Source organism: Fodinibius sp. Rm-B-1B1-1, assembly GCF_038594945.1.
GTDB classification, from domain to species: Bacteria; Bacteroidota; Rhodothermia; order Balneolales; family Balneolaceae; genus Fodinibius; species Fodinibius alkaliphilus.
The window spans coordinates 659,433-685,250 of record NZ_JBCFYD010000002.1; the positions used below are offsets into that span (position 1 = coordinate 659,433).

Below are 25,818 nucleotides of genomic sequence, written 5' to 3' on the forward strand. Positions count from 1 at the left end.
CAAACATAAGTTAAACTACTGTTATGTCTCAAGACGTAGAATCAAAAGTAAAATCAATCATCGTTGATAAATTAGGTGTTGATGAATCAGAAGTTACTCATGAAGCAAACTTCACTAACGATTTAGGTGCTGATTCATTGGATACTGTTGAACTCATTATGGAGTTTGAAAAAGAATTTGATATCAGCATTCCCGATGAAGATGCTGAAAATATCGCAACAGTAGGTAACGCTGTTGATTATCTTCAAGAGAAAGTAAGCTAACATTCTCAAGCGCTAATTATTTTAGCATGTCAAATCGCAGAGTTGTTATTACTGGAATCGGTGCCCTTACCCCTGTAGGTAAGACGGCACCCGATTTCTGGAACGGATTAGTATCTGGGAAAAGTGGAGCTCAACCTATTGAGCATTTTGATACCTCTGACTTCCCAACTAAGTTTGCCGCACAAATCGAAGGTTACGACGAACAAGATTATTTCGATCGTAAAGAAGCACGCCGGCTGGATAAGGTTTGTCAGTACGCATTAATTGCTACTGATGAAGCAATTCAGGATACGGGGCTTGATCTCGATGAGGTCAATAAAGATGATGTGGCTGTTATCGTTGGAACAGGAATTGGAGGCATGAATACGTTTTATGAGCAGTCGATCTCATTTCATGAGCATGGACCTCGTGGCGTATCTCCATTTTTTATTCCCAAGCTAATACCCGATATGGTAGCGGGACAAATATCCATTAAATATGGGTTTAAAGGTCCTAATTTTTGTGCTGTTTCAGCATGTGCTACCGGTTCTCACAACATTGCTCTGGCTTATGACTCAATTAAGAATGGTCAGTGCGACATGGCCGTATCAGGAGGTTCTGAAGCACCGGTATCTCGTATTGGTGTAGCAGGATTTAATTCTATGAAAGCTATGTCCACCCGTAATGACGATCCTAAAACGGCATCACGTCCGTTTGATAAAAACAGGGATGGTTTTGTCCTTGGAGAAGGATCAGGCATTCTCTTTTTAGAGGAATATGAACATGCTAAAGAACGTGGTGCGCAAATTTATGGAGAAATTGTTGGTTATGGTTTTTCTGCCGATGCGCATCATATCACTGCTCCCGATCCTGAAGGAGAAGGGGTTATTCTTGCTCTTAACAGAGCACTTGATTCAGCCGGTATTTCGACTGAAGAGGTAGATCACATTAATATGCATGGTACTTCTACGCCTCTTGGCGATATCGCTGAAACAAATTCTATTAAAAAAGTATTTGGCGACCATGCGTATGAGATTAATCACAATTCTACCAAGTCGATGACAGGTCACGCTCTTGGTGCAGCAGGTGCTATTGAAGCATTAGCTACGCTATTGTCAACGTATCATGGAATGGTGCCGCCTACCATCAACTTCGAAACCCCCGATCCGGAATGTGATCTCAACTACACCTTTAACGAAGCGGAAGTTCGAGATGTGAAATATGCACTAAATAATGCTTTTGGATTTGGTGGGCATAATACGACGCTCGTTTTTAAAAAATTTGAAGAGTAAGGGATGTTCGAAAGACTCAGGTCTTACTTCCAATCTGATGAAGAGTTGCCACCTGAGCAAAAAGAGCGCATACAAAAACTTGAAGGGATTATAGATACTAAAGTCGATAATCCTTTTATGTACATTCGTGCACTCAGGCATCGTTCGATGTTGGCGGATGATAATTTTTCATCAGTTGACTCTTATGAACGTCTTGAATTTTTAGGAGATGCCGTTCTTGATCTAATTGTTACGGAAATCATTTTTGATCTATTTCCCCAGAAGAATGAAGGTTTCCTGACAAAACTACGTGCTAAGCTTGTTAAAGGGGGTTCGTTGGCGATGTATGCCAAAGAGCTTGAATTGAATTCGCTTATGCTACTCGGTGAACGGGTAAGGGGACAAGGCATAGAGCAGTCCAAAAGCGTATTATCTGATCTTTTTGAAGCACTTGTTGGGGCATTATATCTTGATCAGGGGTATGAGCCTACTTCTAAGTTTGTGAGACAGGTCATTGAAAAATATGTCAACTTTGATGAGATCATTAACTCTCTCGATAATTATAAAAGTTTGCTACTTGAGTACGCGCAAGCTAAGCAGATGGAAATTCCTACCTACAGCGTAATATCCGAAGAGGGGCCCGGCCACGATAAAACTTTTGGTGTAGAAGTATTTGTTGATAAAAAACCTATGGCAAGGGGAAAAGGGAAAAGTAAAAAATCTGCAGAACAAGAAGCAGCCCGAAAGGCTTTGGATAAGTTAGAAAATTAGGCTGGGCGATAATTTATTTGTCAGCGCAAGTATTTTCTCAAATCTTTTTTACACCGTATTAATAAATATTAAAGATAAAGGAGTTTTAAAGCTGATAATTGCTCTAAATGCAATAAAATCAAGGTTTCCCCCACAAAAGAATTAGGAAAATTTAACTGGGCTTTAAGCTAATTTATTATAGCTTTCTAAACCAGATGAATTGAAAATTTGCTTTAGAGGGTAAATAATTACCCAATAAAAGTGCTTAGGAGGATAAAAATTTAAATCATCATTTATAACTCAGCAATTTATTATTAGGGGATACGAATTGCTGATGGTAATAAATAAAAAGTTGATATGGGTTAAAACTAATTTAATAACATAGAGAGGGGTTACTATTATGGCAAGTAGTTATTCAGTAAAGAAGAACAAAAGTAAAGGACAGTCTAAAAAGCCTATTCTTATAACGCAGAATCCTATCATGGAGGAGCTGATAGCTAAGGTGAAATTAGTTGCTAAAACATCAGCTACACTTCTAATTACGGGAGAGAATGGTACAGGAAAAGAGGTTTTGGCTCAACTGGTTCATTACTACAGTGATAGAAGAGACAATGAATTAGTGGCTATTAACTGTGGAGCCATCCCAACGGATCTGGTCGAAAGCGAACTTTTTGGCCATGAGAAAGGAGCTTTTACCGGCGCTCATGCTCAGAAAAAAGGTTGTTTTGAGCTTGCTCACCAAAGCACGTTATTTTTGGATGAAATTGGGGAGATGCCTAAATCAATCCAAGTTAAATTATTACGTGCTGTCGAGTTAGGTTCATTTAGAAGGGTTGGGGGCCAGGAAGAGATTGAAGTAGATGTAACACTCATATCTGCTACCAATAAAGTTCTTTTTGATCAGGTTCAATCCGGGAGTTTTAGAGAAGATTTATTTTACCGATTGAATGTTATTGAACTTTATGTACCTCCATTACGTCATCGTAAAGAAGATATCCCTTTGTTGGTTGAGTTCTACAAGAATCATTTTGTAGAATCTTACAACATGGGAGACATTGAATTCAATGACCAGATTATGGATATGTTTTTATCCTATGATTGGCCTGGTAACGTACGTGAGCTCAAGAATGTAGTTGAGCGTAGCATAGTTCTTTCAGAGGGTGCTGAAGTAGATATGGACGTAATACCTTCGCGCATTCACCGCGGCGAAAATATTTATCCGGTGTGCAGTAGTAATCCCTACGATAAAATAATTCAAATCCCAATTGGTACAAGTTTAGAAGAAATAGAACGTCGTGTTATTGATCAAACGCTCTATTCGGTTGATAATAATAAGACTGAAGCTGCTAAAATTTTGGGATTTACCCGCAAGACGTTACACAATAAGCTAAGCAAGTACGCATCAGAAGAGAAAGAAACCAATGATTAAAACAAGAATGTTGGGACTTTAAGGGTTGGCTAATTTATACTTTTATAGTGGAGCCGAAGGTAAATAAAGGCTATTGGGAAGAGAATAGTTGTTGGATTTTGAAAAACTTACCCTCTTAATCATTAAGCAAGCTACAAGTTAGGAATAACAGGTTATCCTTTTATACCTTTCGGATCGTCAATCTTATAGGGCAAATTCCAGTTTATAGTAAATGGGAGATGTTCTGACTTTATAGTTTGCCCAAAAGATAGTATTGCCCCCTGTAAAATAGCATTTTTCAGCTGACGTATATTGCCCGGCCAACTGTAATTGAAACAGTTAGATAGAGCTTGCGATGATATTCCAAGGTCTTTAAAGTCGGCATTTGCTTTTTTTATCTCTTCCAAGAAATGATCGATTAGTACGGGTATATCTTCTTTACGTTCGCGAAGGGGAGGTAACATAATCACCATGGGATCCAGTTTATCTAAAAGAACCTTCCATACATCGGTATTGATGATATCACGGTACGACTCCTGATTAAAGGAAAGAATGATCCGTGGCTTTAGTTTATTATTCTGATTATTGCGATACAGTTGATGAAATCCTTTATGGATCGAATCAATGATTTGATCCATGTATTTTGGTGATAGTTCGGAAAATTGATCCAGATATAGTACTCCGCTTTCGGCCTTTTCCAGGGCATCATACCTTAGGGTAAGTTGATTCTCTTCAAAATTTAGCTGCCCCCAAAAGGCGTCCTTATAATCAGTTTCGTTAATATCTACGCAATAAAATGAGACGAAAGGTTTTGATAATCGATTGCTATTTTTGTGGATAGTTTCAGCAATAATCTTTTTTCCAGAACCAATCTCTCCAACAATTACAACATTGGATTCTAATTTAGCTATTTGTAAAACTTTATGGAAAATGTCCTGCATTAAAAAACTTACAAATGAAGTTTCTAAATCAGAAAGAAGTACTGTTTTTGTTTCTGTATTTTTTTGTTCGGTAAGCATAATATAAACAGTAAGTTAAGCAAGTATATTTCAATCACTCTCACGAGATAAATAGTAATACAATAAATGTGCCAATAAATTCTGACTATAGGCAAAAGGGATACAGATTTGTTTAAATACCAGATTTAAAACGAAGAGATGAAAATCTGTGAATAAATTTCATAGATAGGTTTGAGTTAAGTGTAATATTGATTCGGAAGGTTAAAAGAGGGGTAGGCGATGAATTTTTTATTCTTAAAGACACATAGGGCATTGTTTAGGTTATCAAAAGAAAAATCGGGGATTATGACTCATGAGATTATAATTTGACGCAAAACATATAGTGGCTTAAATGATAGTTGGCTCCCAGATTATTCTTGGCGCGTTTGTTGCTTAATAAGTTTTAGTAGTATTAAAGTGGTATCGTTAAATATGAATGTAGTGAGTGACTAATTTTGGAATATAGGTTCCGACTTAATGGGTATATGAATGATTATAATTGAGGGATTAAATATTTTATTACTGGCAGTAACCGTTTTGTTTATCGGCTACTATGTTTTGCTGGGGGTTTTGGCCTTTACAAATAAAAGAGAGATAGACTACTCTACGGAAAAGGTCCGCAAATATGCCATAGTGTTGCTTGCCCAAAATGAGGGAAATACGTTCTCACGATCACTGTATAGTTTATCTGGATTAGTATATCCCAAAAATAAATATGACTTATTTGTTATAGCGAATAATTTGTCTGATCAAGTAATTAAAGAGGCTGAGAGTTTGGGAGCAATTGCGTTAATGTTGTCTGAGGAAGAAAACGCTGCTAACAAAGATATAATTTTAGCACGTGCTTTTGATCATATCATGCAACGAACAAAGCAATATGATGCTCTTATAGTATTTAGTTCAGATTGCTTGGTTTCCGGTAATTATTTGAAAGTAATGAACCATTATTTGGAACAAGGAAGTGAAGTTGTACAGAGTTGTCATCAAGTTTTGCCTCAGACAAGGAATTGGGTTCAAAAAGTTTTGAAAATTGAATTTCTCATAAATAACAAAATAAAGTCTCTGGGTCGGAGATTTCTCGGCTCAAGTATGCTATTACGGGATACTGGAACCTGTTTTGCAGTTCCTTTACTACGTGAAATTAGATGGGATATCAATGAGCAAAAGAACATCATTGAATACGGTTTGGAACTGCAGCTAAAGGGAATTGAAATTGATTTTGCCCCGGAAGCAATATTCTTTTCAGAGATTGTTGATCAGCAAAATATCCCATCATACAAAAAGACATTGCTCGAAAAGTATAATATTATTAGAAAGTATGGTCCACGTTTTTTAAAGCTGTTTATTCAAACGAAATCTTTCCAATATTTAGATCGATATATTGATTTGGTTTTACCCAAATTTTCAACAGCTATCAACTTAATAATGGGGGCTATTCTTTTTAATGGTATTGGATGGAGTATAGGTTTGATTCCGATGATCTATACTATCATGTGGTTGGAAATTATGATAGCCGGATGGCTTTGCGTTTTTATGCTATTAGTTGTTTTGGAAGAAAAAGATAAGTTGGTAAAATCGACTGTTTACTTACCTATTATATTTTTTATAAATATAAGCCCTTTTTGGAGGTGGTTTTCGCTTTCTGAGAATAAGAAAGGTATTAAAATGGATAAAGTAGACAGAGATCGAGAGCCGTTAATTTTTTCTGATGATAATCACTCTATGTAATAGGGTATCGTTCTTAGGTATTAATAGAGAGGTGAAAGCTAAAGAGGTTAGGTTGTTCGACTTGACTTAGATCAGAAAGGGGCTTGATCATCTCCGCCCGGACTGTGTCCCATAGGAGGCGAACCGCCATCATCAGATCCATTATTGTTTGGTTCTCCATAAGGTCCAGTATCGGCAGTAGTCAGATTTTCAAATCGAGCATAATCCTCAACAAAATACAACGGTATACTACCTGTGGGACCGTTACGCTGTTTTCCAATAATGATTTCTGCAAGTCCTGTCGTTGATTGTCCCTCTGGTGTTGTTTTGATACCGTAATATTCTGGACGATACAGAAAACAAACAACATCAGCATCCTGTTCAATAGATCCCGATTCCCGCAAGTCACTAAGTTGTGGACGTTTATCACCGCCCCGTTGTTCTACTGCTCGACTAAGCTGTGACAGGGCAATAACAGGTACATCTAATTCTTTAGCCAAAGCTTTGAGGCCTCGGGATATTGAAGCAATTTCTTGCTCACGAGTACCGTGATCACCACTTGCAGTCATAAGTTGCAGATAGTCAACTACAATTAAACCAACATCATGTTCGCTTTTGAGGCGCCGGGCTTTAGTTCGCAATTCCATGATACTAAGTCCCGGAGTATCATCAACAAAAATATTGGCTGTAAAAAGTCGGCCCGCGGCATCGATGAGTCGTTTAAAATCCTCATCTTCTAACTGCCCAGATCGGGCACTTTGTGCATTGATACGTCCCTCCATCGTAAGCAAGCGTTGGACAAGAGACTGATTAGACATCTCTAAACTAAAGATTGCTACTTTCGTACGCAGTTTTTCGTTTTGATGTAGTGCTGCATTTCGCGCGGTGGTTAGTACATAAGCTGTTTTACCCATTGAGGGACGGGCGGCAATAATGACGAGATCTCCATCTTGCCATCCAGCCGTCATCTTATCAACGTCGGTGCCAGTAGGTACGCCGGTGATACCTGCTGATTTACCTCGAATGTCTTCGAGGTAAGAGAGAGTGTCTTTTAATACATCACCAATAGCTTGAGATTGCGAACGTTGCTTAGAATTTGCTAAATCAAAAATACGCTGTTCGGCATAATCCAACACATCAATGGTGTCGCTGGAACTGTCATAGGCTTGCTTGATAATATCGGTACAGCCCAGGATTAAATTCCGCTTTGTTGCTTTTTCCGAAATTATTTGGGCATGATAATCAATATTGGCTGCAGAACTTACTGAACGGGTTAGCTCAGAAAGATATCCGGCACCGCCACAGGTATCTAGTAACCCCTTATCACGTAGCTCATTTTCTACCGTTAAAAGATCAAGGGGGTTATCACGTTCATAAAGATCGTGAAGTACTTCAAAAATATGCTGATGAGCAGGTTTATAGAAATCCTTAGCGGATAGCATTTGCAGGGCAATAGTCGCGGCTTCGTGTTCAATAAGCATAGCACCAAGTACGGCCTCCTCAACCTCAACTGCTTGTGGAGGAACACGACCTTCCTGATCTAATATGCCTGAATCGCTTTTATTATAGTTTGATCCTTTGTTTGATGCCATCCGAGAGCGTATCTAAAATTGTAGCAAATTCACATGAACTGATTGCGATGATAACAAGAATCGCTTCTTGCTGACGCATTCACAAGTATAATAAAACAGTAACTCTTACCGAAGCAAAAGGGGGCAGAAATTTTGTAAAAGTTTAGGGTTGGCCGCCTAACTCATTGTATCGTTTACGGAGCAGCTGTACATCTTCCCAAGTGGGGCGTTTCCATTTAGGATGACGAAGTAATGCAGCGGGATGATAGGTTGCTAACAGCTGATACTTTCCTCTGAAATCGTGAAACTGTCCACGCATTTTTGTTAAAGAAAGATTTTTATCAAGCAATGTTTGAGCAGCTACTTTACCGACTGCTAAAATTAATTTAGGGTCAATAAGATCAATTTGTCTGAGCAAGAACGGCAAGCTGCGTTCGCGTTCTTCAGGCTTGGGATTGCGGTTGTTGGGCGGACGATGTTTGAGGATATTAGCTATATATACATCCTCACGTTTAAAATTAATGGCGTCTAAAATATTATTTAATAACTGTCCTGCTTTCCCAACAAATGGCTCCCCTTGTTTATCTTCTTCAGCCCCGGGCGCTTCACCAATAATCATTAAATCAGCATTGGGATTCCCCACGCCAAACACCAATTGTGTCTCCTTTAAATCAGTGCGTAACACATCGGCCTTCTGGCATAATGCTTCCAGCTCTTCAAGCGAATTACACTTGTCGATATGATAGTAGACATCGTTAGATTCGTCTTTGTTGAAGAGTCCTTCCTGGGGATCGAGCCCTTTGGAAGATGAAGCGTTAGCGTTGTTAGAAGATTGCTGCAGGCTGGGTTCTGTTACGACATTATCGTTTGAATTTGAAGTAGCGTCATTTTTATTGGTTGCAGACTGTTCTGCTCCACTACTTTTTTTCGAAGCTTCTATGGAAAAATCTCCATATAGCTCACGTTCTTTTTCGATAAATGAGATAGCATCAGCAATAATTTGGTGGGGATCTTGAGTAGAATCAGCCATAATAAACGTTATCCGACAAGTTCTGCGATTACTTTTTGTTCCTTTTTTGCTTCTGGGGTAAGTTCACCGATCAAGTACCCTTCTTTGGTTCGTTCTCCCAGCCGAACAGGCAAAATTTTGTTTTCATATTGAGGATTATAAGGGATTCCCACACGCACGTAATTATCCGTCCACCCAAGCATGGCCCCATTGTGCTCGGCACCCTCAAATAATACCGGTCGAATATCCTCTGCAAATGAGGTATCAAATTCGAAACGTTTTTTCTTGGACAGGCGTCGTAATTTGTGAGTACGATCTTTTCGAACGCTGTCTTGTACCTGAGGTTCAATATTTAAAGCATGGGTATTCGGTCGTTCAGAATAGGTAAACACATGCAAGTAAGAGACTGGTAAGTTGTCGATAAAGTCGTATGATTCCTGGAACAGTTCTGCAGTTTCGCCCGGGTGACCAGTTATAACATCAACGCCAACAGCTGCATCGGGCATTAACTCTTTAATGAGTTCCACGCGTTGGCGATATAAGTCAGACTGATACCGTCGCCGCATAAGCCCCAGCATTTTATCACTTCCGCTTTGCAGGGGCATATGAAAGTGTGGCTGAATTTTATCTGACTCAGCCGTAAAGTGGATAATTTTCTCATGCATAAGATTGGGTTCCACCGATGAAAACCGGATGCGTTCAAGTCCGCCAACGGTATCAAGTTCCTGGAGTAGCATAAAGAAATTTTCATCCGTACCGCGACCAAAGTCCCCGGCATTAACACCAGTAACAACAACCTCTTTAAACCCTTCGTCTACCAAGAGCTTAGCATTTTCAATTACGGCCTCAATGTTGGGGCTTCGACTTTCGCCGCGAGCCATCGGAATCGTACAAAACGAACAGTTATAGCTGCAGCCGTCTTGTACTTTAAGAAAAGCACGTGTCCGGTCATCCGCCGAAAACGCATTGTGAAAATCAACCGCTTTATTTACATCTGAATTATAGACAATAGGCTCAGATCGTTTTTCAAAATCGTCGAAAAGTTCAAGCAGTTTAAATTTGTTTTTGGCCCCAAGTACGGCATCCACACCATCAATTTCTGCAATCTCTTCAGGTTCAAGTTGGGCATAACAGCCAATAACCGCTACAAAAGCTTCTGGATTTCTGCGAAGGGCACGTCGCACTTGTCGGCGGCACGTACTGTTTGCACTTTGGGTAACCGAGCAGGTATTAACCACATATATATCTGCTTGCTCATCAAAATCTGTTATATCATAGCCCTCGTTTTCAAAATCGCGCTGGATAGCCATTGTTTCAGAATAGTTCAGCTTACAGCCAAGGGTTTTAAAAGCAACTTTTTTCATGTATTGCAGATGGTGGATTTGAAATTCACTTACTAAGCCATCAAAAATACGAAATGCCTATAAAAATATCGATGCTGATCGTATTTCTAACATTGAGATTCACTTACCTAATGATGTAACAAAATTGCCCAAATAGGAAGGAGGCATATAATAATTACTCGTTAATTTTTAATCGGTGAATGGATGATCGTTTTTTGTGGGGTAATAGCAATGAGTAGGCTGTTCTTCAAAAATGGTACAGTTGTTGTAATTAATGTCATTTCTGGGGGTAACTGTATAAAAAAGATGAAAATGACAGAGAGAAAAATATATATAGCGGGGCATCGTGGGATGGTGGGTTCGGCGGTGCTACAACTGCTGGAAAATAAAGGATATTCGAACCTGATAACCCGATCCAGTGATGAATTGGATCTCCGAAATCAACAGGCCGTCGATAAATTTATGCGCGAGCATCAACCGGATGTCGTTGTGCTGGCTGCAGCGAGGGTAGGGGGCATTTTAGCGAATGATCGTAATCCCTACCCATTTTTGTATGAGAATCTAATGATTGAAAGTAATGTAATAAATGCGGCTCATCAGTGTGATGTTGACCAACTTGTTTTTTTAGGCAGCTCTTGTATCTATCCCAAACATGCTGATCAACCTATTAAAGAAGAGTATCTGCTTACTGGATCACTGGAACCAACAAACCAGTGGTATGCGATAGCTAAAATTGCAGGTATAAAGCTTTGTGAGGCGTTAAACAGACAGTACAACCGCAATTATGTTTCTTTGATGCCGACCAACTTATATGGCCCGCGTGATAATTTTGATTTGAAAACGTCTCATGTAGTACCGGCAATGATTCGAAAGTTTTATGAAGCAAAAGTCCATGGAAATGAGGTGGTCGGTCTTTGGGGTACTGGAAATCCCAAAAGAGAATTTTTGCATGTCAGTGACATGGCGAAAGCTATCGTGTTTTCGATAGAGGAACGCATCGAGGGTGATCTCTACAATGTGGGAATCGGTCAAGATATCTCGATTAGAGAGTTAGCGTATTTAATTCAAAAAATTGTGGGTCACCGGGGCGAAATCATTTGGGATACAACCAAGCCCGATGGTACACCGCGAAAGTTATTGGATGTCTCGAAGATTCATTCCAAGGGATGGGAACATGAGTGTGAATTAGAAGAGGGCATTCGTAATACCTATGGATGGTATCTGGAGAATATTGATGATTTGAAAGAAGTCAAGATTTAGCGTAATCAGTTTAATTTAAAAGTGAGGATGATTTGAAGAACAAGAGAAAAGTTGCACTAATAACCGGCGTAACGGGTCAGGATGGGTCATATCTTGCGGAATTTTTGCTTAAAAAGGGATATGAAGTGCATGGCATTAAACGGCGCTCCAGCTCGTTTAATACCGGACGCATTGATCACATTTATCAAGATCCGCATGCTGATGATTTGCCATTTTATCTGCATTACGGCGATCTAACAGATTCCACCAATTTAATTCGCATTATTCAGGATACACAGCCCGATGAGATTTATAATTTAGGAGCCCAAAGTCATGTGCAGGTTTCGTTTGAGGCGCCAGAGTATACAGCTCAAAGTGATGCGTTGGGAACACTACGGATTTTAGAGGCGATTCGAATTCTGGGATTAACGCATAAGACAAAATTTTATCAAGCGTCAACGAGTGAGTTGTATGGAAAGGTGCAGGAAGTCCCTCAGCGGGAAACTACACCATTTTATCCGCGTTCGCCATATGGTGTTGCTAAGCTTTATGCCTACTGGATCACTGTAAATTATCGCGAAGCCTATGGGATGTATGCGGTGAATGGGATTCTGTTCAATCATGAATCACCGGTGCGTGGAGAAACCTTTGTAACACGAAAAATTACTCGTGCTGCCGTACGCATTGCAGCTGGACTGCAGCAAAAAACGTATCTCGGTAACCTGGAAGCAAAGCGCGATTGGGGACATGCTAAAGATTATATCGAGGGCATGTACCTTATGCTCCAGCAGGATACTCCCGAAGATTTAGTGTTGGCAACGGGCAAAACGCACAGCGTTCGAGAGTTGTGTGAGCTTGCTTTTCAGCATGCAGGGGTTCCACTTCAATGGATTGGAGAGGGCATAGATGAGAAGGGAATTAATGTGGAAACAGGAGATGTAATTGTAGAAATCGATCCTCGCTATTTTCGTCCCGCTGAAGTGGATTTGCTTATTGGAGATGCCACTAAGGCTCGTGAAAAATTGGGATGGGAGCCGAAGTATACATTTGAAGAACTTATTGAAGAAATGGTCCGTGAAGACCAAGAAAAGATTAACCTTATAATTAATAATAAAGATGAAGACTATTCCAAGCTTTCCAACTATATCCAGTAATGGCGATTATATTCAGGAACCACGTATTCGTGAACTGAAAAGCCGGCTTACTCAGCGTATCGAAAACAGAACCGCAAACATTGGGATTATCGGTCTTGGTTATGTAGGACTACCACTGTTGTGGACGTTTCATGAAGAAGGGTTTCCGGTTGTTGGTTTTGACGTAGATGCTCAAAAAGTGGAAAATATTGGGAGTGGCACTCCCTACATCAAGCATTTGGGCTATTCAATGATGGAGCAGCTGGCACAATCTGAGAAGTGTTCTGCTACGCTCGATTTCGCAGGACTTACGGATATGGATGCTATTATTATGTGTGTTCCAACACCTTTGAATGCTTATCGTGAGCCGGATATGCAGTATGTTGAGCAAACCACAAAAACTATTGGCCGGCATTTGCAAAAAGGTCAGCTCGTAGTGTTGGAATCGACGTCATACCCAGGCACAACAGATGAATTAGTTATTCCAATATTAGAAAAAATGTCTGGATTAAAATCAGCCAAAGATTTCTTTGTGGCTTATAGTCCCGAGCGCGAAGATCCGGGCAACCCGAATTTTAATACCGCCAAAATTCCAAAAGTGGTTGGGGGCGACGGTCCTGAAGCATTGGCGGTTGCGACCGAGCTATATGATACTGTGATTGTAAAAACGGTACCGGTTTCTGATAACAAAACAGCCGAGGCTGTAAAGCTTACGGAGAATATTTTCCGATCAGTCAATATTGCATTGGTTAATGAGCTTAAAGTTGTTTTCCAAGAGATGGGCATCGATATCCACGAGGTATTGGATGCTGCAGAAACTAAGCCGTTTGGCTTTATGAAGTTTACTCCCGGTCCTGGTTTAGGTGGACATTGTATCCCTATCGATCCCTTTTATTTGACGTGGAAGGCTCGTGAGTATGAACAGCATACACGATTTATTGAGTTAGCGGGTGAAATAAACACCAGTATGCCACGCTATGTGATCGACCGAACCATCAAGGCTCTCAATGCTCATCACAAAGCGATTAATGGCAGTGATGTTTTGATTATTGGCCTTGCTTATAAGCCGGATGTTGATGATTTGCGAGAATCACCCACATTTAAGCTTATGGATCATCTTAAAAAATATGGGGCGAATGTTCACTATTATGATCATTACATCCCAGAAATTTGGGAGACCCGAGAGCATAAAGAGTGGGCTGGACTGAAAACAGTGGCATGGAATGAGGAAACAATCGCTGATTTTGATGCCGTTATTATTTCGACGAATCACTCGGATATTAATTACCAGGAGTTGGCCGATTGGAATGATGTGATCATTGATACGCGGAATGCAATGAAGCATGTAAAACCGCGAACCAGCACACAGATCTGGAAAGCGTAGTTTATAGTGGTATAAATCAATTTATTAGCGATGAAGAACGTATTAATTGTGGTAGGTACGCGGCCTAACTTTATTAAAGTTACGCAGTTCAAGCGGGTGGCAGAGCAGGATTTTCCAGGTGTTTTTGATATTAAAATTGTACATACTGGTCAGCATTATGATGATAAGATGGCGGATGTCTTTTTCGAGCAGTTTGAGCTCAAGCCAGACTATTTTCTTGAAATTCCTCCTTCCTCTCCAAACAACCAGATGGCCGAGGTTATGTTGCGCCTTGAGCCTGTCGTTAAGGAGGTGAAGCCTGATATCTTGTTGGTGACGGGAGATGTTAATTCAACTTTTGCAGCTTCCCTAACCGCTAACAAAATGGATATTCCATTAGCCCATGTTGAGAGTGGGTTGCGAAGTGGGGATAGGGATATGCCGGAAGAGATTAATAGAGTATTGACGGACGAAATATCGGACCTTCTGTTTATTACCGAAGAGAGCGGAATGAGAAATCTGTGTGGAAATGGTAAAACAGATGATCAGCTTCATTTTGTGGGCAATACTATGATCGATACAATGGTAGCTTTTGAGGATAAGATCAAAGCATCACCTATTCTGGAAAAGCTGGGCTTGGAGAGGCGACGATTCGTTCTGATGACGATGCATCGTCCCGCGACTGTGGATTATCGAGATGAACTGTTAAAACTTATTTCGCTTATTGAAGAGATTACCAAAACCGATAAGTTGGTTTTTCCAATCCATCCGCGTACGGTAAATAAGCTTAAAGCGTTTGAGCTTTATTATCGACTGTCTCAAAACAGTAATGTAATTATGACTGAACCCATGGATTACTTTTCGTTCCAAAAGCTCATTGCAAATTGTAAGTTCATCCTTACTGACAGTGGAGGCATACAGGAAGAGTCAACGTTTCGACGGGTGCCATGTTTGACACTGAGACCGAATACCGAGCGTCCATCAACCATCCAGATTGGAACTAATACCCTTGTACCTTTTGATTTGAATGAGATTAACAGAGCAATCTGTGCTATTAAAGAGGGGCGATATAAAAAAGGCTCAATCCCACCCATGTGGGATGGAAAGGCAACACACCGCATCTTGCAAATACTTAAGGATAAACTTGTAGAGTAAGAGTAGGTAGGTTGCCCATCACTCCGGAAGGTAAAAAAAGGGAGTCCGACGTTTCGTTGGGCTCCCTTTTTAATTTAAATCATATTTGAAGTCAAAACTATGCTATTCTTCAGTACTGAATCCATTTACAACAGCATGGGCAATAAAATAGATATCTCCCGAAAGTCCCTCAACTTCATAGCTGTACTCGGTGATATTTTCATGGGTGTTTTGATTACCGTATTGACCCGGAGCAGCTGTGTATTGACCATTCACTAACTGTGGATACGGTACAGTTCCTACATGCAAATGAGTTTCGGTAAGGGTATAAGGCGTGTTGCCGAAAGTCGAGGTCTCGGTCATAGTATATGTTATCGCTAAGGTACCATTTGAATAGGTTGCTGTTAATTGACCTACCAATATTCCTTTGCTGAGATCACATTGGCCTGCCCCGGCATAGATGTCATAGACTAATTCACCACTGTTTTCAGCAATGGGCCCATTGGTCCAGCCCCAGTTGTTGAAGGAGACATTGGGAATAATTTCCTCGTCAAAACAGGTAGAGTAATTGTCGTTGACTGCTTTTTGGCCATTTTTACTATTTGTTTTGACGGCAAAGGCCGTTTCATCCCCAAGCATAATTGTTTGTCCATCATTTTCGATGAGTGTTACACCAGGTAGATTGAGGGATGATTTATTTTGGACCGATCCAACAGTATGTTCTACTTGGGCAACAATACTTTTTACCTTCTGGATATCAAAGTGAGTGTTACCGTTGCTGTAAATGTTGGATGGAATGTTGTCGTAGGTAGCAATATTGTCAACATTGAAAGCTGGATTATCTATAAGCGACCAGATAATCACTTGGATTTCACGAAATGTTAAATTTGGATCATTGGCTTTTAACTGATCTTTAATGCTCATAAAGTAATTCAAGGTTTCCCACTGCGGATGGCCTTTGGTGGAATACATGTTAACGTCATCTTGGTCTCCCTTTATATATTCGTCGTTCCACTCTATACACCAACCTTCGCGCATTGATCCATCAGCCAGGGTAACTACGAAAAAGCTGTCATATTTGTCGCCTGTTTGTAAGTTCATCGATGTACTTTGTGCTCCTTGTACCGGTGTTACCGTTTTTACGTATTCAAAACTTTCTTCTATCGACGTGTTTGTACTTGGTTCACAGCTTGTAAATAGCCAGGCAAGGCTAATTGTGGCCACAATAATTGAATGAAATTTTATCGTCTTCATTTATACTCCCTCATTTTAAGTGAATGTAATTGTTTTTTTAACGCTATTGCTTTCTGCAATAGAAGCGTGAATAATGCCTTGTGCATAGTTCTGTTATTGGATTTATCGGATGTGTAATCTTAACAGGTTTGGATGAGTGAAGTATTAAAATATTCCCCTGATCCATAGTAACTTTTCCGTTCCAAACACCGAAAAGCCAAGTTTTATTATTCAACTTCTATGGTACAACATTTGTGCCATTTTCAGGGATAGTTATTTTATCCTTTCCAAGAAGAAAAAAGTATAGGAGACTTTAACATGATGTTAGACATAGAGTAATATTTACATCAGCGGTTGGGTAATTTTTAATCAGGCATTTCTTTTTTCAGAAGTTTAAAGTGGACCAGATCAAAAATAAGTGGTTAGAAGTACTTTTATAGCCTTGAGTGTCCCAATGGTATTATTGGCACGTTTATTGAATTTCTATAACTAAGCAGGTCTCATAAAAAGAGAACGATCATTACAAATAATAAGAGTTGTCATAAAATTTTGGGCAAAACACTGAAGTTAATGGCATCAAAAATGAAATCATCATGAATGTATTAGTAACGGGTACAGATGGGTATATTGGTTCCGTATTGGGACCATATTTAATTAAAAAAGGACATCAGGTTACAGGATTGGATACCGGTTTCTATCGGGCGGGTTGGTTATTCAACAATGGAAACACGGTTTATCCCTCCTATATCCATAAGGACCTGCGAGATGTTACCTTGGACGATTTGGATGGGTTTGATGCGGTTGTTCATCTTGCAGAGTTGTCCAATGATCCGCTGGGGAAATTGAATCCTGAAATCACCTTTAAAATTAATCATGAAGGGAGTGTTCGATTAGCAACGTTGTGCAAACAAGCGGGAATCAAACGATTTATATATGCTTCATCATGCAGTGTATACGGCGAGGGAGACGATAGCTACAAAACTGAAGAGTCGGAGGTGAATCCTCAGACGGCCTATGCAGAATGTAAAACCCGCGTAGAACGAGATTTAAGCAAATTGGCTGATGATCACTTTTCGCCTACATTTTTGAGAAATGCCACTGCTTATGGCGCTTCCCCCCGAATGCGTTTTGATATTGTGCTGAATAATTTAGCCGGTCTGGCATGGACAACAGGTATTATCGAAATGATAAGTGACGGAATGCCATGGCGTCCGTTGGTACATGTGAAGGATATAAGTAAAGCATTTGCTTGTACGTTGGAGGCTCCTTTAGATACCGTTCACAAAGAAATTTTTAATGTGGGAGATACTCGAGAGAATTTTAGAGTCAGAGAGATTGCAGAGATTGTGGGTGCAACCTTTCCGGGATGCAAAACAACCTTTGGCGACAATGGAGGCGATAACAGGAGCTATCGGGTATCATTCGATAAGATTAACCGTCAACTTCCTGGCTTCAAGTGTGAATACACGGCTCAGGATGGGGCAGAGGAACTTTATAAGTTGTTTAAAAAGATCAATTTAGATCCGGAAGTATTTAATTCCAATCCTTATACAAGACTCAAACAATTAAAATATTTATTAGGTACAAATCAGGTAACCAAAGATCTGTACTGGGTTTAAGCTGGATTTATTGAGTAATTATTTCAAGGATTATCAAAAAAATAAACAATTCATGTCCATGTAGCAACTTATGTTTGACCTGGTTTAAACCGGCATACAGAATAGGAGAAAAGCTAAATTGGTACGGCAATTGTAGCAGGTAAAGGTGTATAATAAGACGCAGGGAGTATAAAAATGAAAAAACCAAGAGTGAGAATTATGGAAAAATTAACATGTTTGAATTGTGGAAACCGATTAGAGCATACTTTTGCTGATCTGGGGACATCGCCGTTGTGTAATGAGATTTTGACGCCGGAGCAGGTGAACGACGGACAAATGAGTTATCCGTTGCATACCTATGTATGTGATGAATGCTTTTTAGTACAAGTTGGGAAATGTGTAAGTCCCGAAAAAATCTATAAAGACTATAGTTATTTTTCGTCTTATTCCAATTTCTGGCTACGCCATGCCGAGCAGTATGTTGATTTTATGATAGAGAATTATGATATCGATCGAGAAAGTTTTGTGGTAGAAATTGCCAGCAATGATGGCTATTTGTTGCAGTATTTCAATCAAAAAAACATTCCTTTATTAGGTATTGAACCATCACATACAGTTGCTAAGGCCGCCTTGAACAAGGGAATACCCACTGAGATGAAATTTTTTGGCACTAATACAGCTAAAGAGCTCAAAAATAAATACCAGCCAGCGGATTTGATTTTAGGCAATAATGTATTGGCTCACGTTCCATCGATCAATGACTTTATAGAAGGTTTGGGGATTATGCTAAGTGAGAAGGGGATCATGACGTTTGAGTTTCCACATTTGATGCAGTTGGTAGAAAACAACCAGTTTGATACCATTTACCACGAGCATTTTTTCTATTATTCTTTACATAGTGTGCAAGCTCTGTTCAAAAAACATGGATTCAAAGTTTTTGATGTACAAGAATTGGATACGCATGGAGGATCTATCCGAATTTTTGTGAGTCGGGAGGCAAACCGGGAATATCAGGTTTCCAGAAATGTTGAGCATATGCTTACCGAAGAGAAACAGAAAGGATATCTGAATGTTGAGCTGTATAAATCGTTTGAAAAATATGTGCGACAGACAAAACGAGATATTTTGCGGCTGCTTCTCAATTTAAAAAATCAGGGCAAATCTATTGTAGGATATGGCGCACCCGGTAAGGGAAATACGCTTCTCAACTATTGTGGAATAGGAACTGATTTTATCGACTATACAGTAGATCGGAGTCCTCATAAACAGGGGCACTATTTGCCGGGATCATTGATACCAATATTATCGCCGGATAAGATAAAGGATACTGAGCCAGATTATATTTTTATCTTGCCATGGAATTTGAAAGATGAAATTATACAACAATTACGTTACGTGTCGGATTGGGGAGCGCAATTTATTGTCCCGATACCGCAACCGATGGTTATTAATTCAAAACCAATGGAAATTGAACTGCCGGTGTTAACCAGTGGTTTATAACGACAAAATTGTGGTAGCTGATAAAGTTACCACAGTTAAGAAAAGGAGCAGGATTAACAATCCTGCTATCCTGCTAAAAAATTGATGTGGACACGTGACCACTTGTGTTGGTGTTAACATCCGTATATAATAGCGATAAATTTCTTCGGGAGAGAAATTACTATAGCCGACTTGTTAAATAAAGGTTACTATTTAGGTCTCCCTCATCGTTATTAATTTGGTCAGAATTGATTCGAAAGCGTGATAATATGTGAGATTACACTTGGGAGAGTGACTTGTTAAAAGAATCTGACTTTGGATTTGTCACATAATGTGAGTTAGTGAAAATTGATATCACCCCAAAATTTCGAAGTGGGAAGTCCCGCGACCTGATCTTGTGTTAGGAATGGACCGATGGGGCAATTATTTCGGACCAAAGGAGAGGGCACATTGTTTAGCTATTGTACAGAATTAGGAAACCGAAATTTCTTGCCATCTAAATGTTATATCAGCGCAATAGAATAAACTATTTACCAAAAGAACGGAGAATAAAAAAGGAGACATTTAGGACTTTCGTCCTTTTAGCATTCCAGAGGAGGACACAAAACAAGTTTTCCAGTAGGTACTAAAATATCATATTAAGGGTGAGCTTTATATTTCAGGAATAAAGCAGAGGTATGAAAACGAGAATATTATCCCCCCATAGTCATTTTGCCGATGCCCCCGTCTATTTCAAGAGAGTTGGTTGTGTAATTGCCGGTCAAGCTATTAAAAAAAGCTTTAAATTATTACAATTACAGTGATGATTACCATTTTCCATTTCAAAGAAGCTTTGTATAAGCTTCGTGAATACCCCGACTTTTGTTAGTACTTACCAATCTAATTTGGAGACCTTTTGCTAAGGACTTCTAACAAATTGATAAGTTCTTCCAGAGTAGTATTATCACTGATGCCGGGGTTCGGCATTGTTGTTCCTGGAGCAAAACCTTGCGGATCTTTTATAAATTCCTTGAGGTTATCGTGTGTCCAGTTCCCTGTTTTATCTTGAAGGGCCTCTGAATAGTATTGGTAATTGGTCGAACCTATTTCTGAGCCGAAGATAGACGCCAAGCTGGGCGCGTTTATATGGTCAGACGGTTCTATTGAATGACATTGCCTGCATCCATCAATAGTTGTTTTGATATTATTACGCACCTTTTCATTACCAATTGATTCTACCAAATAATCTTTAACAAAATTATCGGTATATGGCTGACCGGTGAGGAATATGAGCTTTTTGCTGTCCGTCCATATAACCAGACGCCCATCGGTATGCTGATGGACATAGCGTAGTCGCTCACCAATTTTAATTTCTTCTGAAAAGAGCACACGATTGTCTTTTATACGAGTGTGAAAAAGGCTCATGGTTTTAAGGGATCCCATTAAAAGGTCTCCATCCCAGCTTTCATGAAAACCTTGTATAGAAGTTAGACTGGAGATAGCAACAGAAGGTAACCATGCAAAGATGGGTTCTTTAAATGTATCATGGCGTCCGTAAACCAAAATATTTGGAACGGGAAGCTTAGAGTATTGAGTTCCCAAGGTTTCTACGGGCCAACCATAATTGTTGCCTTCTTCTATATGATTTAACTCGTCACCTCCACGCAAACCATGTTCGACCGTCCAGAGTGTTCCTGTATTATCCACGGTAACCCCTTGGGGATTTCGAATTCCGGTAGCTACGATTCGTGAACTTCTTGAATCCAAGTCGATACCTATAATTTTCCCGTATTCATATATCGGATCTTGTGCAATGGCCTTTGGGGCATACATACCATCCCAGTGATAGTCTCCGCTACCGAGAAATATCGTAGAAGGAGTTTGAAACGCAATTCTTCCTCCTGCAAGTCCTCCTTCCAGCGCATTGTTAATGCTTTTGAGTTCAAGACAAGGTTGTGTACGGTAAATGATTTCCCAATCGTCACTTTGTACTGATAACTGTTCAATAGATCGTATACCCCCATCGACAGGTAATGTTGCTACGGCATTACGGTAGCAATTTTCTGTACTATCAAATTCGGTATAAGATACAGCCAGCCCCCGGTGCCTTTCTGATTCGTAAAATAGAATATCGTTGTACCTGTATAGACCAAAATTGTGCTTTAGATCTTTGAACTCATCAAGCTCTGCAGCTTTTTGGTAAGCCGAAAATCCATTTTCAGGGACCGTTATGTCTGTATTTCTTATATCGTCAGCAGAATAGGCTGCAAATATTTGTCCATCGTGAGCTAATAATACTACGGCATCTCCAAATGAAGTTAATCCTCCTCCTCTTCCTTCACGATTAATACGATCGCTAATATCGATTTGGTTGCTATATAACCGAAGAAAAATAGAGTCGTAATATTCAGGATTTTCGGTAGTCTTTATTTTTTCAAAAGTACGACCAAATACATGCAACTCCACTCTGCGAAGAAACCAGTAAGGGGGAAGTTCGTGGATGCCAGCTAAATAGCCACCAAATAAAATAATAGAAAATCCCCCTCCCAAAAAAAAGAAAGCAAGAATATACTTATTCCATCTACTCATAATTATTTTGTTATTAATTATTTGATCAGATTCTCTTGGTTTAACTCGAATGAGGTTAGAAACGTACCATCAAGTATGGCAACAATAGTTGTGCCAATCTCTTACAACAGGTAATTGTATCGGTAAGAAATTAGGTATGGCTTATTAAATTCTTTTTTGACTGCTACCAATTTCAAAAAAGATAAAGAGCTGGCAGTAACGGTAATTTTTACTACATCATCCGCGTAAAAACTACTCATTTCTTTTTTTCTAACTGGTTGGGAAACTTAGGAGAAGCTAAAAATGAATATAATCTATATATATCCGGTACATAGAGATAGGGTTAGTTGTAATTATAAACTGGCACACTTATTGAAGTATTAGTCATAAAACTTGGCCAATAAGTACAGTAGAGAGAACTGAAGTTATACTTAATATCTGTTCTTGTAGTTACAGCAGATTTAAGTAATAAAAGGCTATTTAAATATGTAAGTAGTTATACTGGCTATCGGAACAGGTATTTAAATCGAAGAACCATAAAAGTCTAAGAATTTGTCCAATTCATGGAAAAAATAATTGTAACTGGCGCAACGGGATTTATCGGCAGACATGCCATCAAGATGTTACAAAATAAAGGCTTTGATGTTCATGCCATCACATCTAAAGATATACCAAAATGTTTGGATAATGATATTAAATGGCACTCTGTAGATCTTTTTGATTATGCTAAAGTAACTACTTTTTGCGGGCAAGTAGCAGCCAATAATTTGTTACATCTGGCCTGGTATGATGATCATAAACTTCGAATGACTTCTCCAGTCAATATTGACTGGGTAGAGGCTTCTTTACATCTCGTCCGTAGATTTGCAGAAAATGGAGGACAGAGAATAGTTTTGGCGGGTAGTTGTGCCGAGTATAACTGGCAATACGGGTATTGCAATGAGGCACTCACGCCAACAGGCAACAGCTCAATATATGGAGTATGCAAAGCATCTTTGAATAAAGTTGTTGAAAAGTATTGCCAGGAGAAAGGGATTCAATATTCCTGTGGAAGATTTTTTTCTATGTATGGGCCTTATGAATCTGAGGATCGATTAATACCCTATGTAATAAAAAATTTGTTAAGAGGGCAGCAAGCCAGGCTAAAACATGCTAATCAAATTAGGGATTATCTATATATAACTGATGTGGCAGATGCATTGGTAACATTGCTTAAAAGTGAAGCTAAAGGTTCAGTAAATATTGGATCGGGTCAGCCCAAAAAATTGCGCGAAATTGTAGCGATGGTCGGCAAAAAGCTCAACAGGGAAGAGCTGATTATATACCAGAATAAAAATAGTACCCAGAGTCAATATTCAGTAGTATTTGCTGACATATCTCTACTTCGTGATAAACTTGGGTGGATGCCTAAATATGATTTGGAAACTGGAATTGACAAAACAATTGATTGGTGGAAAGCCCAATTAAAAATGAAAACTAAGCAATTTTAAATAATGAATATTCGGATATTAGGAACAGGGATGGCCGGCTTTGGCGCAGCATATCGACTACGACAAGAAGGGGTTAAAAGTGATCTATACATGTATGATAAAAATGCATACATCGGGGGACATACAGCTACTTTCGAAACAAATGATGGTTTTATTTTTGATGATGGCCCTCACATTTCGTTTACAGACGATAAAAGAATTCAGGACCTGTTGGCCGACAATATTGACCACGAGTATGAAACACTAAAGGCAACAGTAAATAATTATTGGAAGGGCTACTGGATTAAGCATCCCGCCCAATGTAATTTGCATGGATTGCCATCAGATTTAATCGTAGATGTTATTAGTGATTTTGTTGAGGCGAAACACAAAACCAACGGCCATATAGTAAACTATAAAGAGTGGCTCTATGCGAAATTCGGTAAAACTTTTGCCGAGACGTTTCCTATGGTTTATGGAAAAAAATATCACACGGTGGATGCAGAAAATATGGATATTGATTGGCTGGGGCCAAGACTCTATCAGCCTGACTTGCAAGAGGTTTTGAAAGGGGCTCTTGAGCCATCCACTCCTGATGTTCATTATGTTGACAAGTTTAGATATCCAACTAATCATGGGTTTGCCCATTACCTGGATAAATTTACCTCACTGGCTCAGATAAAACTGAATCATAAAGTAACGGGGATAGACGCAAAAGAACGGCTCATCCATTTCAACAATGGTACGACTACTGACTATGATGAACTGATTTCATCTATACCACTGCCAGAACTTGTTACCAATATCATTAATGATGTGCCAGAGAATATTGTGGAAGCCGGCAAAAAACTGGCCTGCACGAGTTGTATTATTGTAAACATCGGGATTGACAGGAATGATTTTACAGAAGCAGTGTGGAGCTACTTTTATGATACGGATATCATATTTACAAGACTGAGTTTTCCTCATTTAATGTCACCGAATACTGTGCCGGACGGGTGTGGAAGCATACAGGCCGAAATTTATTTTTCCGATAAATATCGCCCGGTAGATCGAAACCCGGAAGAATGTATTAAGCCGGTAATTCAGGATTTAAAGAAGTGTGGGTTACTGACTGAAGATGATAACATTCTGCATACGAGTACTTTATTTATCAAATATGCGAATGTGATTTTTGATCTTGACCGGCAAGAAGCATTGAAAATAGTCCATGATTACTTAGATGACATTGGGATACGATACTGTGGCCGGTATGGAGATTGGGGATACCTGTGGACTGATGAAGCTTTTAAGAGTGGAGAGAATGCTGCACAACAAGTTTTAGATAACAAACTATCAACGAGAGAAATATGAACAAGGAAACTAAAAAAGAGCCATTTGTAAGCGTTTTGACGCCGGTTTATAATGGCGCGAAATACTTAGAAGAATGTATTCAGAGCGTGCTTAATCAGACCTACAGTAATTGGGAGTACGTAATTGTTGACAACCAAAGTACGGATGGCAGTCTTGATATCATCAAAAAGTATGTAGAGCAAGATAGTCGTATTAGGGTTCATTCTAATGAGGAATTCTTGCCACAGATGGAAAACCTGAACCATGCATTTCGGCAAATCTCCCCCAAGAGTAAATATTGTAAGGTGGTCCATGCCGATGATTGGCTGTTTCCCGAGTGTATTGCCAAAATGGTTGAACTGGGCGAAGCACATCCATCCGTGGGGATTGTTAGTGCCTATCGGTTAGATGAAACCGTCGTAAATTTAGATGGTTTGCCATATCCAAGTCACGTTAATGAGGGCAAAGAAGTTGCCCGGAGATACCTGAAGCATGGGACCTCACAATTTGGCTCTCCGTCTTCTTTGTTACTTCGGTCGGATCTTATCCGGAAACGGGATAAGGTGTATGAGGATTCCCTTTTGGCAACAGATACTACTGCTTGTATCGATCTATTACAAGAGTCCGACTTTGGATTTGTTCATGAGGTACTCACGTTTACACGTCGCCATGATATGAGCATATCAAATACTGAGGCCAAAGAGAATAATGCGTTTATTCATGCAAGGTTGTTTTGCCTGTTAACCTATGGACCCATTTTTCTAAGTGAGGAGGAGTACAAAAAAAGCTTCACATTTCAGGTAAATAAGTATTACATCTTGCTTGCACGCAATTTATTTGAGACTAAGTCCATAGAAGAATTTAACCGTCAACGCGAAATACTTGATCATTTAGAGTTAGAGTTCGAGACTGGTCGTTTTCTCAAAAACGTTATGAGAGAAATGGTTCTGCAACTCTTTAGTATTTTTGGATTGAAATTAGAAAAGGCCTGA

20 protein-coding genes are annotated in these 25,818 nt (G+C 39.5%); 14 read left to right on the forward strand and 6 right to left on the reverse strand.

Annotated elements, in window-relative coordinates:
- Positions 1-23 precede the first annotated feature (23 nt).
- The 4 genes from AAFH98_RS10195 (at position 24) to AAFH98_RS10210 (ending at position 3,692) form a co-directional block, all read left to right on the forward strand.
- Positions 24-263 carry an acyl carrier protein gene (locus AAFH98_RS10195; protein ID WP_342522604.1) on the forward strand — a complete coding sequence of 80 codons (240 nt, stop codon included), beginning with the start codon at positions 24-26 and terminating at the stop codon, positions 261-263.
- Between the two features lie 26 nt (positions 264-289).
- Positions 290-1,534 (forward strand): beta-ketoacyl-ACP synthase II, encoded by a 1,245-nt coding sequence (gene fabF / locus AAFH98_RS10200; protein ID WP_342522605.1) that lies wholly within the window; start codon positions 290-292, stop codon positions 1,532-1,534.
- Between the two features lie 3 nt (positions 1,535-1,537).
- Positions 1,538-2,284, forward strand: a complete 747-nt coding sequence (gene rnc, locus AAFH98_RS10205) for a ribonuclease III (RefSeq protein ID WP_342522606.1) — start codon at positions 1,538-1,540, stop codon at positions 2,282-2,284.
- 379 nt (positions 2,285-2,663) lie between these two features.
- Positions 2,664-3,692, forward strand: coding sequence for a sigma-54 interaction domain-containing protein (locus AAFH98_RS10210; protein ID WP_342522607.1), 1,029 nt, complete (start codon positions 2,664-2,666; stop codon positions 3,690-3,692).
- A 152-nt stretch (positions 3,693-3,844) separates the two neighbouring features.
- Here the strand turns inward: AAFH98_RS10210 and AAFH98_RS10215 are convergent, their stop codons facing one another.
- Complete coding sequence (locus AAFH98_RS10215) at positions 3,845-4,690, reverse strand: AAA-type ATPase lid domain-containing protein (RefSeq protein ID WP_342522608.1); 846 nt, start codon at positions 4,688-4,690, stop codon at positions 3,845-3,847.
- Positions 4,691-5,158: 468 nt separating this feature from the next.
- Between AAFH98_RS10215 and AAFH98_RS10220 the strand changes: the two genes are divergently transcribed.
- On the forward strand, positions 5,159-6,397 hold the full coding sequence (locus tag AAFH98_RS10220; RefSeq protein WP_342522609.1) for a glycosyltransferase family 2 protein: 1,239 nt from the start codon (positions 5,159-5,161) through the stop codon (positions 6,395-6,397).
- 71 nt (positions 6,398-6,468) lie between these two features.
- Here the strand turns inward: AAFH98_RS10220 and dnaB are convergent, their stop codons facing one another.
- From dnaB to mtaB, 3 genes are all read right to left on the reverse strand, one after another.
- Complete coding sequence (gene dnaB, locus AAFH98_RS10225) at positions 6,469-7,968, reverse strand: replicative DNA helicase (RefSeq protein ID WP_342522610.1); 1,500 nt, start codon at positions 7,966-7,968, stop codon at positions 6,469-6,471.
- A gap of 142 nt (positions 7,969-8,110) precedes the next feature.
- On the reverse strand, positions 8,111-8,977 hold the full coding sequence (locus tag AAFH98_RS10230; RefSeq protein WP_342522611.1) for a uracil-DNA glycosylase: 867 nt from the start codon (positions 8,975-8,977) through the stop codon (positions 8,111-8,113).
- Positions 8,978-8,985: 8 nt separating this feature from the next.
- Complete coding sequence (gene mtaB, locus AAFH98_RS10235; protein WP_342522612.1) at positions 8,986-10,320, reverse strand: tRNA (N(6)-L-threonylcarbamoyladenosine(37)-C(2))-methylthiotransferase MtaB; 1,335 nt, start codon at positions 10,318-10,320, stop codon at positions 8,986-8,988.
- A gap of 291 nt (positions 10,321-10,611) precedes the next feature.
- On the opposite strand from mtaB, the gene AAFH98_RS10240 reads away from it, so the two are divergent.
- From AAFH98_RS10240 to wecB, 4 genes are read left to right on the forward strand one after another with little or no spacing between them, the layout of a single operon-like run.
- Positions 10,612-11,559, forward strand: a complete 948-nt coding sequence (locus tag AAFH98_RS10240) for a GDP-L-fucose synthase family protein (RefSeq protein WP_342522613.1) — start codon at positions 10,612-10,614, stop codon at positions 11,557-11,559.
- 32 nt (positions 11,560-11,591) lie between these two features.
- On the forward strand, positions 11,592-12,692 hold the full coding sequence (gene gmd / locus AAFH98_RS10245; protein ID WP_342522614.1) for a GDP-mannose 4,6-dehydratase: 1,101 nt from the start codon (positions 11,592-11,594) through the stop codon (positions 12,690-12,692).
- Positions 12,649-14,055, forward strand: a complete 1,407-nt coding sequence (locus AAFH98_RS10250; RefSeq protein ID WP_407935504.1) for a nucleotide sugar dehydrogenase — start codon at positions 12,649-12,651, stop codon at positions 14,053-14,055. Before gmd ends, AAFH98_RS10250 begins: the two co-directional genes overlap by 44 nt.
- Positions 14,056-14,085: 30 nt before the next feature.
- On the forward strand, positions 14,086-15,189 hold the full coding sequence (wecB, locus tag AAFH98_RS10255; RefSeq protein ID WP_342522616.1) for a non-hydrolyzing UDP-N-acetylglucosamine 2-epimerase: 1,104 nt from the start codon (positions 14,086-14,088) through the stop codon (positions 15,187-15,189).
- A 102-nt stretch (positions 15,190-15,291) separates the two neighbouring features.
- On the opposite strand, the gene AAFH98_RS10260 is transcribed toward wecB, so the two are convergent.
- A complete protein-coding gene (locus tag AAFH98_RS10260) occupies positions 15,292-16,422 on the reverse strand; it encodes a hypothetical protein (protein ID WP_342522617.1) in 1,131 nt (376 codons plus the stop codon).
- A gap of 572 nt (positions 16,423-16,994) precedes the next feature.
- Between AAFH98_RS10260 and AAFH98_RS10265 the strand changes: the two genes are divergently transcribed.
- On the forward strand, positions 16,995-18,020 hold the full coding sequence (locus tag AAFH98_RS10265) for an NAD-dependent epimerase/dehydratase family protein (protein WP_342522618.1): 1,026 nt from the start codon (positions 16,995-16,997) through the stop codon (positions 18,018-18,020).
- Positions 18,021-18,218: 198 nt separating this feature from the next.
- Positions 18,219-19,499, forward strand: coding sequence for a class I SAM-dependent methyltransferase (locus AAFH98_RS10270; RefSeq protein WP_342522619.1), 1,281 nt, complete (start codon positions 18,219-18,221; stop codon positions 19,497-19,499).
- A gap of 858 nt (positions 19,500-20,357) precedes the next feature.
- Here AAFH98_RS10270 and AAFH98_RS10275 read toward each other — a convergent pair.
- Entirely contained in the window at positions 20,358-22,046 is a 1,689-nt protein-coding gene (locus AAFH98_RS10275) for a PQQ-dependent sugar dehydrogenase (RefSeq protein ID WP_342522620.1), read from the reverse strand.
- A gap of 542 nt (positions 22,047-22,588) precedes the next feature.
- Here AAFH98_RS10275 and AAFH98_RS10280 point away from each other — a divergent pair.
- Genes AAFH98_RS10280 through AAFH98_RS10290 form a run of 3 tightly spaced genes read left to right on the forward strand, consistent with a single transcriptional unit; the run spans position 22,589 to position 25,818 of the window.
- Positions 22,589-23,515, forward strand: a complete 927-nt coding sequence (locus AAFH98_RS10280) for an NAD-dependent epimerase/dehydratase family protein (protein WP_342522621.1) — start codon at positions 22,589-22,591, stop codon at positions 23,513-23,515.
- Positions 23,516-23,518: 3 nt separating this feature from the next.
- A complete protein-coding gene (locus tag AAFH98_RS10285; protein WP_342522622.1) occupies positions 23,519-24,847 on the forward strand; it encodes a protoporphyrinogen/coproporphyrinogen oxidase in 1,329 nt (442 codons plus the stop codon).
- Positions 24,844-25,818: a glycosyltransferase family 2 protein gene (locus AAFH98_RS10290; RefSeq protein ID WP_342522623.1), complete on the forward strand. Its 975-nt coding sequence runs from the start codon at positions 24,844-24,846 to the stop codon at positions 25,816-25,818. Before AAFH98_RS10285 ends, AAFH98_RS10290 begins: the two co-directional genes overlap by 4 nt.

Bases quoted from the DNA above. Each gene is read 5' to 3' on its own strand.
- fabF (WP_342522605.1), top strand. From the start codon at position 290: ATGTCAAATCGCAGAGTTGTTATTACTGGAATCGGTGCCCTTACCCCT.
- AAFH98_RS10210 (WP_342522607.1), top strand. From the start codon at position 2,664: ATGGCAAGTAGTTATTCAGTAAAGAAGAACAAAAGTAAAGGACAGTCT.
- AAFH98_RS10265 (WP_342522618.1), top strand. From the start codon at position 16,995: ATGAATGTATTAGTAACGGGTACAGATGGGTATATTGGTTCCGTATTG.
- AAFH98_RS10220 (WP_342522609.1), top strand. From the start codon at position 5,159: ATGATTATAATTGAGGGATTAAATATTTTATTACTGGCAGTAACCGTT.
- rnc (WP_342522606.1), top strand. From the start codon at position 1,538: ATGTTCGAAAGACTCAGGTCTTACTTCCAATCTGATGAAGAGTTGCCA.
- AAFH98_RS10280 (WP_342522621.1), top strand. From the start codon at position 22,589: ATGGAAAAAATAATTGTAACTGGCGCAACGGGATTTATCGGCAGACAT.
- AAFH98_RS10195 (WP_342522604.1), top strand. From the start codon at position 24: ATGTCTCAAGACGTAGAATCAAAAGTAAAATCAATCATCGTTGATAAA.
- AAFH98_RS10270 (WP_342522619.1), top strand. From the start codon at position 18,219: ATGGAAAAATTAACATGTTTGAATTGTGGAAACCGATTAGAGCATACT.
- AAFH98_RS10290 (WP_342522623.1), top strand. From the start codon at position 24,844: ATGAACAAGGAAACTAAAAAAGAGCCATTTGTAAGCGTTTTGACGCCG.
- mtaB (WP_342522612.1), bottom strand. From the start codon at position 10,320: ATGAAAAAAGTTGCTTTTAAAACCCTTGGCTGTAAGCTGAACTATTCT.
- dnaB (WP_342522610.1), bottom strand. From the start codon at position 7,968: ATGGCATCAAACAAAGGATCAAACTATAATAAAAGCGATTCAGGCATA.
- AAFH98_RS10240 (WP_342522613.1), top strand. From the start codon at position 10,612: ATGACAGAGAGAAAAATATATATAGCGGGGCATCGTGGGATGGTGGGT.
- AAFH98_RS10230 (WP_342522611.1), bottom strand. From the start codon at position 8,977: ATGGCTGATTCTACTCAAGATCCCCACCAAATTATTGCTGATGCTATC.
- AAFH98_RS10275 (WP_342522620.1), bottom strand. From the start codon at position 22,046: ATGAGTAGATGGAATAAGTATATTCTTGCTTTCTTTTTTTTGGGAGGG.
- AAFH98_RS10260 (WP_342522617.1), bottom strand. From the start codon at position 16,422: ATGAAGACGATAAAATTTCATTCAATTATTGTGGCCACAATTAGCCTT.
- wecB (WP_342522616.1), top strand. From the start codon at position 14,086: ATGAAGAACGTATTAATTGTGGTAGGTACGCGGCCTAACTTTATTAAA.
- AAFH98_RS10215 (WP_342522608.1), bottom strand. From the start codon at position 4,690: ATGCTTACCGAACAAAAAAATACAGAAACAAAAACAGTACTTCTTTCT.
- AAFH98_RS10285 (WP_342522622.1), top strand. From the start codon at position 23,519: ATGAATATTCGGATATTAGGAACAGGGATGGCCGGCTTTGGCGCAGCA.